13 protein-coding genes are annotated in these 13378 nt (G+C 64.5%); 3 read left to right on the forward strand and 10 right to left on the reverse strand.

Features of this window, described 5'->3' with window-relative positions:
- Positions 1 to 81: 81 nt before the first annotated feature.
- From phnE (I6F37_RS16395) to phnC, 4 genes are all read right to left on the reverse strand, one after another.
- Positions 82 to 936, reverse strand: coding sequence for a phosphonate ABC transporter, permease protein PhnE (gene phnE, locus I6F37_RS16395; RefSeq protein ID WP_225151945.1), 855 nt, complete (start codon positions 934 to 936; stop codon positions 82 to 84).
- The gene (gene phnE, locus I6F37_RS16400) at positions 933 to 1820 is read right to left on the reverse strand and encodes a phosphonate ABC transporter, permease protein PhnE (protein WP_225147383.1); all 888 of its coding nucleotides are present in this window, start codon (positions 1818 to 1820) and stop codon (positions 933 to 935) included. The genes phnE (I6F37_RS16395) and phnE (I6F37_RS16400) overlap by 4 nt, the downstream gene beginning before the upstream one ends.
- Positions 1821 to 1887: 67 nt before the next feature.
- Entirely contained in the window at positions 1888 to 2793 is a 906-nt protein-coding gene (phnD, locus tag I6F37_RS16405) for a phosphonate ABC transporter substrate-binding protein (protein ID WP_225151947.1), read from the reverse strand.
- A 75-nt stretch (positions 2794 to 2868) separates the two neighbouring features.
- A complete protein-coding gene (phnC, locus tag I6F37_RS16410) occupies positions 2869 to 3684 on the reverse strand; it encodes a phosphonate ABC transporter ATP-binding protein (protein ID WP_225144940.1) in 816 nt (271 codons plus the stop codon).
- Positions 3685 to 3858: 174 nt separating this feature from the next.
- Here phnC and I6F37_RS16415 point away from each other — a divergent pair, with 174 nt between their 5' ends.
- Genes I6F37_RS16415 through I6F37_RS16425 form a run of 3 tightly spaced genes read left to right on the forward strand, consistent with a single transcriptional unit; the run spans position 3859 to position 6434 of the window.
- A complete protein-coding gene (locus I6F37_RS16415; protein ID WP_036026920.1) occupies positions 3859 to 4527 on the forward strand; it encodes a chloramphenicol acetyltransferase in 669 nt (222 codons plus the stop codon).
- Positions 4524 to 5717, forward strand: coding sequence for an alpha-D-ribose 1-methylphosphonate 5-triphosphate diphosphatase (locus I6F37_RS16420; protein ID WP_225151949.1), 1194 nt, complete (start codon positions 4524 to 4526; stop codon positions 5715 to 5717). The genes I6F37_RS16415 and I6F37_RS16420 overlap by 4 nt, the downstream gene beginning before the upstream one ends.
- A gap of 18 nt (positions 5718 to 5735) precedes the next feature.
- Positions 5736 to 6434, forward strand: a complete 699-nt coding sequence (locus tag I6F37_RS16425) for a DUF1045 domain-containing protein (RefSeq protein WP_225151951.1) — start codon at positions 5736 to 5738, stop codon at positions 6432 to 6434.
- 3 nt (positions 6435 to 6437) lie between these two features.
- Here I6F37_RS16425 and I6F37_RS16430 read toward each other — a convergent pair whose 3' ends face one another.
- The 6 genes from I6F37_RS16430 to I6F37_RS16455 form a co-directional block, all read right to left on the reverse strand.
- Positions 6438 to 7031 carry a hypothetical protein gene (locus tag I6F37_RS16430; RefSeq protein ID WP_085972252.1) on the reverse strand — a complete coding sequence of 198 codons (594 nt, stop codon included), beginning with the start codon at positions 7029 to 7031 and terminating at the stop codon, positions 6438 to 6440.
- Positions 7032 to 7114: 83 nt separating this feature from the next.
- Positions 7115 to 8515, reverse strand: a complete 1401-nt coding sequence (locus tag I6F37_RS16435; RefSeq protein ID WP_036014420.1) for a selenium-binding protein SBP56-related protein — start codon at positions 8513 to 8515, stop codon at positions 7115 to 7117.
- A 356-nt stretch (positions 8516 to 8871) separates the two neighbouring features.
- Positions 8872 to 9810: a dihydrodipicolinate synthase family protein gene (locus I6F37_RS16440; RefSeq protein WP_225151955.1), complete on the reverse strand. Its 939-nt coding sequence runs from the start codon at positions 9808 to 9810 to the stop codon at positions 8872 to 8874.
- 125 nt (positions 9811 to 9935) lie between these two features.
- Positions 9936 to 12017: a methyl-accepting chemotaxis protein gene (locus I6F37_RS16445; protein WP_225151957.1), complete on the reverse strand. Its 2082-nt coding sequence runs from the start codon at positions 12015 to 12017 to the stop codon at positions 9936 to 9938.
- Between the two features lie 111 nt (positions 12018 to 12128).
- Positions 12129 to 12899 carry an enoyl-CoA hydratase gene (locus tag I6F37_RS16450; RefSeq protein ID WP_225151959.1) on the reverse strand — a complete coding sequence of 257 codons (771 nt, stop codon included), beginning with the start codon at positions 12897 to 12899 and terminating at the stop codon, positions 12129 to 12131.
- Between the two features lie 14 nt (positions 12900 to 12913).
- On the reverse strand, positions 12914 to 13363 hold the full coding sequence (locus I6F37_RS16455) for a MarR family winged helix-turn-helix transcriptional regulator (protein ID WP_225151961.1): 450 nt from the start codon (positions 13361 to 13363) through the stop codon (positions 12914 to 12916).
- Positions 13364 to 13378 lie beyond the last annotated feature (15 nt).

Raw genomic sequence — 13378 nt, forward strand, 5'->3', positions numbered from 1 at the left:
TTTGCGTCGAGAAAACGCGTCAAAACAAAAATCAGAGCTCCGTTCCGATCCAATCGGAACGGATAAGACTGCAGCACGACGTTAGGCGACCGTCCGCTTGCCGATGATCGCGAAGCGCAGCTTGCCGGAAATCCAGTCGATCGACGATACAGTTACCAGGATCAGCAGGATCAGAAACGTTACCTTCTGCCATTCCAGCACCCGGATCTGTTCGGCAAGCTGAAGGCCAATGCCGCCAGCGCCAACGATTCCGATGATCGTCGCCGATCGCGTATTCGACTCGAAATAGTAGAGCACCTGGCTCAGCAAGACCGGGAACACCTGCGGCAGCAATCCGAAGCGGACGCTGTGGAGATGGTTGCCGCCCGATGACCGAACGCCTTCCGCGGGGTTCTTCTCGGCGACCTCGATCGCTTCCGAGAACAGCTTGCCGAACGTTCCGAAATCGCTGCAGATCACGGCCAGGATGCCGGCAAACGGCCCCAGCCCCACGACGCCGACCCAGATCAGTGCCCAGATCAAAGTGTCGACTCCACGGATGGTATCGAGGCCACGACGCGTCAATAGGCGGATGATCCGGTTTGCAACCACGTTGCGCGCCGCGAGCAGGGATACCGGCAGCGCGAGCAGCGCGCCGCCCAGGGTGCCGAGAAACGCGATCGACACCGTCTCTCCGAGCGCATGCAGATATTTCAGAACCTCCGCCCAAGAACCCGGGTTGGGCGGCAACATGAGCTGGACGAATTCGCCCAGCCTGACCATGCCCAGGGAGAGCCGATTAAAGGGAATATCGAGCTGGACGATCCCGAACAGGAACAGCCCGACCGTCCCGCCGACGAGTATTGCGATCCTTCCCCGCTGCCACCAATCGGTCCGGAAGACGTCGGGATACCGATGGGCAATGCCGGCCCGGTTTTCAAAACTGAAGGAGCTCATCGGGTGCTTCCCTCCAGCCCGAGCAGGCGGTGTCGCAACCGTTCCGTCAGGAAGTCGATCAACATGACGGTAAGGACGATGAGCAGCAGGATGGCGCTGACGTCGGTGAAGTAGAACTTGCGAACCGCCTCGATCAGATCCTGGCCGATCCCGCCGGCGCCGACGAAGCCCATCACGGCCGCGCCACGCACGTTGATCTCGAACCTGAGCAAGGCATAGCTCACGAAGTTCGAGAGGACCTGAGGCAACGCGCCGAACCGAACAACCTGAACCCAGCTGCCCCCGCTTGCCGCCACCCCTTCGACCGGCTTGCTGTCGATGTTCTCGACAACCTCGGCGAATTGCTTGCCCAACGCTCCGGCGGTATGGATTGCAATCGCCAGAACGCCCGGCAGCGGCCCGAGACCAAAGGCCAGCACGAAGATCAGGGCAAACACGATCTCCGGCACGGTCCTGAAAAACTCCAGAACGCGCCGGGTGACGAAAACAGTCGTTCCTGATTTCACGAGATTGGCCGAGGCGAGGAAGCAAAGCGCGAAACCGCACAGCGCACCCGAGAGGGTGCCCATATAGGCTATCAGCAACGTATCCCCGAGAAGCCGTGCCCAGCGCGGCAATCCCCACAGCCAGTCCGCCAAATCGCTCCATGCGGTCGCGAACGAAAATTTGGGTGCGATGCTGACGAAATAGGCCGGGAAGCGCCAGAAGTTCTCGACAAAATTTCCGAGACTGACCTCGCCCATCCAGCCCGCGGCAATGGCAACGGCGATCAGGACGGCGGCACCGAGCCATACGCGCCGGCGCTTGGCGGCAATTGCAGCGGCATAGCGATCGCCAAGCTCACGCAGCCTGGCTTCCGGAAATTCGGGAACTGCTGTTCGCATGGGATGTTCGGAAGAGCCGACGGGCAGATCTTGCAATCTGCCCGCCTTGTCCAACCCTTCGTTTCCCTCAGGATTTCTGCTTACGAATGCTGTCGACAAACTTGGTCAGTTCGATCACGGCCTCATACGCCTTGTGGTCGACCTCGACGTAGGGCAATTGCTTCCCCTCATAGATCTTGTCGAAAGCCGCCTTGTCCTTCACCGCAATTTCCAGCACGGCTTTCTTGATCGCCGCCTTGAGGTCGTCAGGCAGGCTGCTGAGATAGGCCATCGGCGAGTTCACGATCTGCTCGGACTTCATGATGATCTTGAAATCAGCGGCCTTCGCCATGCCCTTCCGTTCCATCCGGAGCAGGTTCGATTCCTTCTCGTCGTTCCACCAGTTGAACGCCGCGTCGCAGGTGCCCTGGGAAAGCCCGATCACCGCGTTTTCATGGCTCCCCGAATAGACCACCTTGGCGAAGAACTTTTCCGGGTCGATGCCCATCTTGTTCATCGCGAAACGCGGCACGTTGTTGCCGGAAGTCGAATTGGGATCGACGAGGCAGAGGTTCTTGCCTTGCAGGTCCTTAATGTCCTTGTAGCTCGAATCGCTTTTGACATAGAGAACCGAGTAATAGCCTTTGGTGCCGTCGCCGTTCACCTCCATCGCGAACGGTTCGACCTTCGCGCCAATGATGTAGGCACGCGCGTAGGACGCCGGGCCGTACATCGCAATGTGAATGTTTCCTGCACGCTGACCTTCGATCACCGCGGCGTAGTCGTTGGCGATGCGCAGCGTGACCTTGGTTCCAAGCTCGCGGGACAGGTACTCCGTCAGAGGCGTCCAGCGGTTGGTGGTGCCGGAGGCATTCTCGTCGGGGACTTTTGCGAAGATCAACTCAGGATATTTTGCCTTCCAGTCCTGCGCCGCAGCGGCTGAAACTGAAAATGCCAGGGCCGCAGCGGCAACGATCGTACGACGGTCTATCATGACGTCTCCCATTTCAAGGTTATGAAACTGTCGAGTTCCGGCTCTACGACCAGGCTCGATTTAAAGAAGCAGCGATCAGGCCACGGCAACCGTGCGGAGGGCAGGAACTGCCGTGCCGACCGATGCATCCGCGGGCGCAACATCCATGACTTCATTCGCCTCGAGATCGTACAGCTCGCGCGCGATATGATCGGTCAAGGCCGCCGGCGCGCCGTCGAACACCACCCGCCCCGCGGCCATCCCGATCAGGCGGTCGCAATAGCTGCGGGCGAGATCGAGCGAATGCAGGTTGCAGAGCACGGTGATACCGAAATGCTTGTTGATGCGCAGAAGCGCATCCATCACGATCTTGGTGTTGCGGGGATCGAGCGAGGCGATCGGCTCGTCGGCAAGGATAATGTCGGGCTGCTGAACCAGCGCCCGCGCGATCGCCACGCGCTGCTGCTGACCGCCCGAGAGCTGGTCGGCGCGCTGGGCCGCGATGGCAGCCATGTCGAACTGCTCGAGCGCCGACATCGCGATGGCCTTGTCTTCTTCGGGCCAAAGCTGCAGCAGCGACCGCCATGTCGGCACCGTCGACAGCCGCCCCATCAGCACATTGGTGAGGACGTCGAGCCGGCCGACGAGGTTGAACTGCTGAAAAATCATCGCCGACCGCGCACGCCACTGCCGCAGCTCCTTGCCGCGCAGCGCGGTGACGTCGACGCCTTCGAACAGGATGCGGCCTTCGGAGGGCTCGATGAGGCGGTTGATGGACCGCAGCAATGTCGACTTGCCGGCGCCGGATCGCCCGATCACCCCGACGAAGCCGCCAGGGGAAACTTGAAACGAAGCATCGTCCACAGCGGCCTTCGCGCCGAAGCGACACGTCAGGCCTTCAACCACCAGCATCGAGGGGCTCCAGAGTAGCTGGAGCCAACCGCTAACGCCCGTGGTTAACACTTGTGTGACAAGGCTGCTGCAGTGCGGCCATCCTACGCACGTCATCCCCTGTCATCTCATTGTCACGACACCGTCATCCGGCCGCTCGAAGAAAGACTCCCGCCCTCGCACTTCGGATGCAACATGGCCAAAGCTCTTTCGGTTCAGCCGACCGTCGATCCCTCGGCCAAGCTGCATGAGACCAGGCTCGGCGCCTACACCGAGGTCGGCGCGCGCACGATCCTGCATGAAGTGGCGATGGGCGATTATTCCTATGTCGTGAACGATGCGCAGATCACCTACGCCACCATCGGAAAGTTCTGCTCGATCGCGGCGATGACCCGCATCAATCCCGGCAACCATCCGATGCATCGCGCCACTCAGGCGCATTTCACTTACCGATCCAGCGCCTATTTCGAAGGTGAGAGCGACGATCTCGAGTTCTTCGACTGGCGCCGCCGGCATCACGTTCATATCGGCCATGACGTCTGGATCGGCCATGGCGCGATCGTGCTGCCGGGCCGCAACATCGGCACCGGCGCGGTGATCGCCGCCGGCGCGATCGTCACCAAGGACGTGCCGGCCTACAGCATCGTCGCCGGCAATCCGGCCCGCATCGTGCGGCGGCGATTCTCGGAGGAGATCGCCGGACGGCTCGCAAGGCTTGCTTGGTGGGACTGGGATCACGACAAGTTGCGCGAGGCGCTGCCCAATTTCCGCAAGCTCGGGATTGAAGATTTCCTCTCGGCATACGAAGCAAAAGCGAGCTCACTCGCCAATTCTCCTGCCAGCAAACGAAGCGCGGTCGCGTGACAGACATATTCATCGAAGGCGGCCGGGCCCTGATCGGCGCCGAGCTCGTCGCAACCTCCCTTCTCGTCTCCGGAACAGACATTGCAGAGGTCGACGCCTCTCGCGGCCGGGCGCGGCTGGCGCTGGATGCCCGTGACCTGCTGGTGCTGCCCGGCATCGTCGATCTGCATGGCGATGCCTTCGAGCGCCAGATGATGCCGCGCGCCGGCGTCGACTTTCCGATCGACGTCGCGCTCGCCGACAGCGACCGCCAGGCGATCAGCAACGGCATCACTACCGTGTTTCACGCCACGACCTGCTCGTGGGAGCCGGGCCTGCGCAGCGCCGACAATGCGCGCGGCCTGATGGAGGCGATCGAGCGGCAGCGTCCGCAATTCGCTGCCGACACCCGCTTCCACCTGCGGCACGAGACCTTCAATCTCGATGCCGAAGCGGAGATCGCACAGTGGCTCAGCGAGGGCCGCGTCGACCTGTTCGCCTTCAACGATCATATGGACGGCGTCGTTGCCGACATCTCCAACCCACGCAAGCGCAACCGCATGGTGGAGCGCACCGGTCTGTCGAGCGAAGAATTCGACCGGCTGGTCGAGCGCGTGGTCTCGCGCGCCGACGAGGTGCCCGCCTCGGTGTCACGCCTGGCCGCTGCGGCCCGCGGGGCCGAGGTGCGGATGCTCTCGCACGACGATTCGAGCCCGGCGATGCGCCGGGACTTTCGCGAGCTCGGCGCCTTGATCGCGGAGTTTCCGATCAACGAGGAGACGGCGCGCGCAGCGGCCAGCCACGGCGATACCATCGTCTACGGCGCGCCGAACGTCGTGCGCGGCGGCAGCCACACCGGCTGGACCAGGGCCTCCGACATGATCGCCAAGGGGCTCTGCTCGGTGCTGGCGTCTGACTATTATTATCCCGCGCAGCTGCTCGCCGCGTTCCGCCTGGCCGCCGATGGCGTGGTGCCTCTGGCTCAGGCCTGGGATCTGGTCTCCGCCGGCCCGGCGCGCGCGACCGGCCTCACCGATCGCGGCCTGCTCGCGGAGGGACGCCGCGCTGACATTCTCCTCGTCGACGACAACGTGAAGCTGCGGCCGCGGGTGATCGCGGTGATCTCAGGCGGCAGGCTCGTGCATCTCACCGACGCGACGCGGCTGCTCACCGCAGTGGCGGCCCCGCGCGAGACTGTCGTCGCGGCGTAAATTGGTTATGCTGAGGCAATGACAGGTTTCCCCCGCTACGCGATCTATTATGCCGCAGGCCGCGACAGCGCCCTCTCCCGCTTCGGCGCCGAGCTGCTCGGCTATGACGCCTACAGCGGCGGCGAGATTTCGTTTCCAGAGCAGGCGCTGCACGCCGCGCCCGACTGGCGCGAGGTCAGCGCCGATCCTCGCAAATACGGCTTTCACGCCACGCTGAAGGCGCCGATGGCGCTGGCGCCTGGCAATACCGAAGCCGAGCTGCTGGCCGCCTGCGCGGCCTTCGCGGGCAGGACACGTCCGATCCCGGCAATCCGACCAGTGGTCGATGCCATCAGCGGCTTCATTGCCGTTAGTCCGGCCGAGCCGATGGAAACGCTCCAGCAACTTGCCGCTGATTGCGTTCGCGCGTTCGACCCGTTTCGCGCCCCGCTGACGGCGGAAGATCGCGCTCGGCGCAAGCCGGAGAAGCTCAGCGAGCGGCAGCGCGATTATCTCGACCGCTGGGGCTATCCCTACGTGATGGAGGAATTCCGTTTCCACATGACCTTGACGGGTCGGCTGGATGCGGAGCGGCGCGGGCCGATCCTTCAGATGCTGCGGGCAAGGTTTGCGGCGCTCGGCATCGAGACGCTCGCGGTCGATCGCATCGCGCTGTTCAAGCAGGAGGATGCCAAAGCAAGATTTCGCATCATCGGCGAATGGGCTTTGGTGCGGTAGACCTCAGCGCGAGGCCGCAAGATTGAAAGCGAGTGCCACCGCGCCAACCAGAACGAGGCTGGTCGCCCAGACTGCATCCAGGTTGAACCAGCTTCGCGAGACGAACCTCAGTCCCAGATGGCGGTAGACCAGCCACGCCAGACATCCGCCGGCGCCGACCATGGCGGCAACGTGCACCAGCGACACCAGCACCGCCATCCCGAGATTTGCCGTCATCAGCGCGCCCGCCGCCTGATGGCCGGCATCGAGCTCGAAGGCCTGGCAGAGCCCGAGATAGATCGGCACGAGCATCAGGGCAGCGCCGTGAGCGATGGCGACGGCAAATGACCAGAGCACCAATTGCGTCGGCGGAATTCGTGCCAGCGCGCGCGGATGACGCCGGTCGATCAGCCGGTAGACGCCAAAGCCGATGACGAGAAGACTCGCACCGATCTGGATTGGACGCTGCCATTCGGCCAGTACGAGCAGGAAGGCGAACGGCAGCAGCACGAGAAGTGTTGCCAGGAGGTGCCCGGCCGCCAGAGCCCACAATGCACGGAAGAGCGCGAGGGGGCTCTTGTCCATGAGCCCGGCCGAAACGGCGAGCGGCCATCCCATTCCCGGATTGACCCCGTGGTAGAGACCGCTCGCAACAAGCGCGAGCCACAGCCAGCCAAGGGCCGGGCTCGCCTGCGTCCCATCTAGACCGACGGGTAGCAAAATGAGTCCGTCGAACAATCGCCGCCCTCGAGCCTGATCTGGTGCGCACGATATCCGTCGGGGAAGCTCACGAAATAGTCCTTGTCGAGTTCGAGGCCGCCGTTCCGACCGACATTGGCCATGACTTCCACACCCGGAACCCCGTCGGGATAGAACTGGTCGTCCCAGGTGGAATAGAGCGAATTGGTCCAGTACACGCGCCGGCCGTCGCGGCTGATCTCGACCATCTGCGGACCCGCCGCAAAGGGCTTGCCGTTCGGATGGGGCGTGCGGCGCGCGATGCCGCCGATGTGGACTGAGCCCGCAAGCTTCGGCTTTCTGGGATCGCTGACGTCGTACTGGCGCATCTCACCCGTGCCCCAGCACGAGACATAGAGAAACCGGTCGTCCATCGACAGGTCGATGTCCGTCACCAGCGGCGGCACGGCGCCAAATCCCTGCAGCAGCGGCGGCAGCTTCTCCTTGGGCGCGGGTTCGGGAGGGATCGTCGCCGTTTTCTCGGCATGGAATTTTCCGCCCTCGCGCCACCAGGTCCAGATCGACGCTTCGAGGTTGGTGGTGTCGACCACGACACCGACGAAGCCGTACTCGCGAACCGGATCGTGCGCGGGGCGCACCTCCAGCGCCATCTGATGATTGGCGCCGAGGTCGATGGTCTGGACGTTGCGACGGGCGCGAAGGTCCCAGAAGTGGAGACGATGGCCATATTTATTCGCCAGCAGATCTTCCGGGACGATCCCGTTCTCGAACTGCGGCGGTAACGCCCATTCGCTCGTCACCATGTAATCGCGCGGCAGATTCCACCAGAAATCATAATGCAGCGTCTGCGGGCCACGGTCGATCTCCCATCGTCCAAGAACTTCGAACGTCTCGCAATCCATGATGAAGACGCCCGGAGGTCCGTTGGTGCCGTCCTTGCCGCCGCCACCCAGCGTGCTCACGTAAATGCCGTCCGGCCCGCAATGGATCGTGTGCGGTCGCGAGTAGCCGGTCTTCTTGAAGACCTCCTCTGGCTCGATGATCTTGTGGATCTTAGCCTGCGTCGGATCGGGCTTGGTATCGATCACGTAGATCCGCGACGAGCGCAGCCCGGGGATAATGAGATAGCGCCGCTCGATGAAGGCGTGTCCGGCGAGCGGCGACAGGGCGGAGGAGCAAGCATTCCAGCCGAAATGATGAAACTCATCACCCTTGTTGGGCATCGCTACGGTATGGACGATCTGGCTATAGGTCGGCGATCCCGGCTTGACGTCGATGACCGCGAGAGCATCCGGCTTTGAGAAATCCGGACTGAGCAGCAAGGTGTAAGCAAAGTTCTCCGCAGGCGCTTCCATCGCAAGCTTGGGCGATGCGTGAAAGGTAGGATCCGGCCTCATCGTCATGGCACTGCCTCCCTGTTCTGTCGGTTTGCACCAACCTGGCTCGGGATAGTGGCAAAAGAAGAGCTGTTGCGCGATGTCCTGGGAATCTCCGCAAGGCGCCGGTTGGCGCGCGTACATTATGCCATCGCGGGGCTATGGGGAACGGCCCGGAACGCGCTAATTCGACGCCTTCAGGCGAAATGGGCATCCCTCGTTCATTTCGAGCGAGGGCGCACAAGTCGCTCCTCGCAGCCTTCGTAGGGTGGGCAAAGGCGCAAAGCGCCGTGCCCACCGCTCTTCCCGCGGGCGCGCAAGTTGGTGGGCACGCTTCGCTTTGCCCACCCTACGACAGCTTCACGCAATGACGGGGGAGAGAATTACTTCCCCCACCTGAGCGCCAACGCGTCGCGCTCCTTGGCGAGCTCCAATAGCCCGGCGCGCGTCGCCGGATGCAGCGGCTGCAGCGGATGGCGCACCGCCTCCGACTTGATCACGCCGCCGGCCTGCATCATGACCTTGCAGGCGATCAGGCCGCATTGGCGGTTCTCGTAATTGATCAGCGGCAGCCAGCGCTCGTAGGCGGCCTTCGCCTTTTCGCGATCGCCCGCGAAATAGGGATCGATGATCTGGCGGATGCCGTCGGGATAGCCGCCGCCGGTCATGGCGCCGGTGGCGCCGGCGTCGAGATCGGCGAGCAGCGTGATCGCCTCCTCGCCGTCCCAGGGGCCCTCGATGTCCTTGCCGCCCGCCTCGATCAGGCTGCGGAGCTTCGAGGCCGCGCCCGGCACCTCGATCTTGAAATAGCGGATGTTGGAAAACTCGCGCGACAGCCGCGCGAGCAACTCGACCGACAGCGGCGTGCCGGCAACCGGCGCGTCCTGGATCATGATCGGGATGTTGATCGCGCCGGAGAGCACCTTGAAGAATTCGACGATGCCTTTCTCGGGGACGCGGAAGGTCGCGCCGTGATAGGGCGGCATCACCATCACCATGGCGGCGCCGGCCGCCTCGGCCTGCTTGCTGCGCGCGGCGCATACGGCCGAGCTGAAATGGGTGGTGGTGACGATCACGGGAACCCGGCCGGCCACATGGTCCAGCACCGCATGCATCACCGCGTCGCGCTCGGCATCGGTGAGCACGAACTGCTCGGAGAAATTGGCGAGGATGCAAATGCCGTGCGAGCCGGCATCGATCATGAAATCGATGCAGCGGCGCTGACCCTCGAGGTCGAGCTCGCCGCGCTCGTCGAAGATGGTGGGCGCGACCGGGAACACGCCGCGATAGGGGCGTTGGGCCTTGTGTGGGGTGACCGGCATCGAACTCTCCATCCCTGATGTCTTGCGTCTGTCGCCGCGCCCGCGGGAGCGAGGCGGCACAGATGTACCCGCAGTGCCGAGCTGCGGCAATGCCCGCGCGACATCAGGTGGAAAGAGTACGAAAATCAGGCGCTCTTCACGGCGCCCAGGAAACCCTCGACCGCGACGCGGAGACGATCGGCGTCCGCCGACATCTTCTTGACGGACTCCGACAGCACCGTCCCGGCATTGCCGGTCTCCTGGTTGAGCCTGGCGACGCTGCCGATGGTATCGGTGACCTCGCGGGTGCCCTGGGCCGCCTGCTGGAAGTTGCGCGAGATCTCCGTCGTGGCCGCGCGCTGCTGTTCGACCGCGGCGGCAATCGCCGTCATCTTCTCGTCGATGCCGCCGATGGCGCCGCCGATCAACCGGATCGCGGCGACCGCCTGGCCGGTGGCGCCTTGGATCTCCTCGACCTGGCGCGAGATCTCTTCCGTCGCCGTCGCGGTCTGCGCCGCAAGGCTCTTGACCTCGCCTGCAACCACCGCGAAGCCGCGGCCGGCCTCGCCGGCGCGCGCGGCCTCGATGGTGGCGTTCAACGCCAGCAGATTGGTCTGGGCCGCGATCGCGTTGATCATCTTCACGACCTCGCCGATGCGGCTTGCCGTCTGATCGAGGATCTCGACCGTCGCATTGGTCTGCTCGGCCTGGGCTACGGCCTCGCGGGCCTCGCGCGCGCTCGACTGCACCTGCGCGGAGATCTCGCCCACGGATGCGGAGAGCTCCTCGGTCGCGGCCGCGATGGTCTCGAGATTGTTGGTGGCCTGCTCGGCCGAGGAGGAGACCGCGGCGGTCTGGCTGCTCGATTCCGAGACCAGCGAGCGCACGCCGCTTGCGGTGGCGTCGAGGTCCCGCGTCGAGGCTGCGACGCTCTGGATGACGGCCTGCACCGTCTCGTCGAAGCTGCGGCAGGCGGCGTCGACGGTGCCGGAGCGGGCGAGCTGAAGCGCCTGCTGCGATTCGCGTTCCTTACCCAGCCGCTCCGCGGTCCCCGCGCTCTCGCGCAGGCTTTCGAGCGCAGCCGCCATGGTGCCGAACTCGTCGGGATGCCGCGATTGCGGCACCGGCGTCGCATAGTCGCGGGCGCTGATGCGGGCGATGGCGTCGAGGATGGCGCGCACCGGGCGCATCAGCCGGTTGCGCACCACAAACACGCCCGCGACAGTCACGGCCAGTGCGAGCAGGAAGCCGAAGGATTGCACGATGAGATTGGTGAGGGCTTTCGCCTGAACCGCCTCCGCGTGCGCGATCGACAGGTCGAGCGCCTTGCTCGCGACCGCGACGATGGAGGCGAACGGAGCCTGGCACAACGCGTTCCATTCCGAAGCGGGCATCGCGGGACGGCCGCTGCCATCCAAGCCCTTGGTGAGCTCGCCGATCTGCTTGAGGGCGCCGTCAGTCTTGGCCCTCGCCTCCTTGGCCGTGTTGACGAGGTCGGCCGGCACGTCAGGCGCAGCCAGCAGCTCCTCCATGCCGGTCCAGCCGGCGGTGACGACGCCGTTCCATCCGGCCACGGTCTGCTTCTGGGCATCGTCGAGCGGCTTGCTGGCGTTGACGTTCGGCCGCAGGGTCGAGCACTGGATGCCGTAGCGGTCGCGCACCTGCCAGGCGAGGCGGCGGGCCTGGATCATGCGGGCGATGTAAGGATCGTTCATCCAGGCGCGGTTCGACACCGCGGTGGACGCGAGATTGGCGGTCTCGATCACCTTGGTGACCGCATCGTACCAGGGCGCGGTCCGCTCCAGCTTGCGCTCGGCGCGCGGCAGCTTGGCCTCGTCGTAGAACAACTGGAATTTTGGCGCGGCCTCGCTCCAGCGCTGCTTCAGCGTGCTGGCGAGCTCGTCGCGGCGGGCGAATTCGACGGTGGAGAGCGCCGCGCTGATGGCGTCGAAGCCGGCCTGTTCCGCCTTCTCGGCAACGCCGAGCTTGGCGCGCGGATCGTCCTCGCCGAGCAGGGCGCTCTGGGCATCGCCACGGTTGCTGCGCAGGGCAACCACACCATGGAAGATCGACTTGTCGGCATTCGCGAGCCGCTCGGTCTCCAGACTGTCGCTGTAGCGGCCGAAAGCCCCGACCATCTGGATGGCCGTGCTGGTCAGCGCGCCGGCCGCCAGCAGCGTCATCAGGACCAGGAGGAGCGTGCTTACCGATTTCTTAAAAATGGACATGGGTCGAGGGATCTAACTCTCAGGAGAGGCCCACCTTGCACCGCCACGTGCCAATGTTTCGTTAAGGTTTGAGTTGAATCGAAGCGATCCAACCTGCACGCATTCGGAATACTATCCTATTCTGGTGAAATCCGGCGGGCGGCGCTCCGCAAACGCCGTAAACGCCTCGCGCGCTTCGGCGGTGCGCAGGCGCTGCGCGAACTGCTCGCCTTCGGCCTGCATCTGCGCGACCAGCGCCTCGCCGTTGCGCATCAGCCGCTTGGTCGCGATGAGAGCCCCGGCCGGCTGGCGGGCGAGACGCTGCGCCAGCGCAAGCGCTTCCGCATCCAGCTTGTCGAGCGGCACCACACGGTTGGCGAGGCCCCATTCCAGCGCCGACCTGGCCGGCACGGTTTTGCCAAGCGCGAACATCTCGTAGGCGCGGGCGTAGCCGATGCGCGCCGGCATCAACAGGCTGGAGGCGGCTTCAGGCACCAACGCGAGGCTGACGAACGGCGTCGACAATTGCGCGTTGTCGGCGAGCACGACGAGATCGCAATGCAGCAGCATCGTGGTGCCGACGCCGACGGCACGGCCCTGCACGGCCGCGACCAGCGGCCGGGTGCAGCGCGCCAGCGACTGGATGAAGCGCACCACGTTGCGGCTGCCTTCGGACTTGCCGGCCGCGACGGCCGCGAACTCGCCGACGTCGTTGCCGGCGGTGAACATGTCGCCCTCGCCGCGGATCAGGATCACGCGGGCGGATGGGTCGAACTCGGCGGATTCGATCGCATCGGCGAGCTTGCCGTACATCGCATCCGTCAGCGCGTTCTTCTTGTCGGGACGTGCCAGCGTGAGGGTGAGGATTCCGCCGCTATTCTCGATCCGGACCTGCTCGGTCATTGGCCTGCTCCGTGTTATTCGTCTGAACGTCTTGGAAACTTGTCCTGAATGCTCGTCAGCCAGCGTGCGACGATGTCGATTTCCGCGGCCGTGAAACCTTCCGTCAGCGCCGCGTTGACCTCCGCCGCGCTGGTCTTGGCCTGCGCCAGCGCGGTGCGCCCCTTCGGCGTCAACCAGATGCGAAAGGCGCGGCCGTCCTCGCGGTCGGCCCGCCGCTCGACCAGCTTCGCAGCCACCGTGCGGTCAACGAGACCAGAAATGCCAGCCGGCCCCATGTCGAGTGCCGCCCCCGCCTCGCCCATCAGGACGCCATCCTGCTTGCCAAGGATGAACAGTAGCCCCGCCTGCGCCGGCGTCACCGCGCTCTCGGGCTGCGCCGCCATCCAGCGCTGCAGCCGGCGCTGGGCGACACTCAGCAAGTAGATCAGCCGATGGTGCTGCGCGCCGGCGCTGTTATTTCGCATGCGAAATAGATAGTG

Origin of the sequence: Bradyrhizobium sp. NBAIM08, assembly GCF_020193935.1 — a bacterium.
In the GTDB taxonomy this organism is placed as follows: domain Bacteria; phylum Pseudomonadota; class Alphaproteobacteria; order Rhizobiales; family Xanthobacteraceae; genus Bradyrhizobium; species Bradyrhizobium yuanmingense.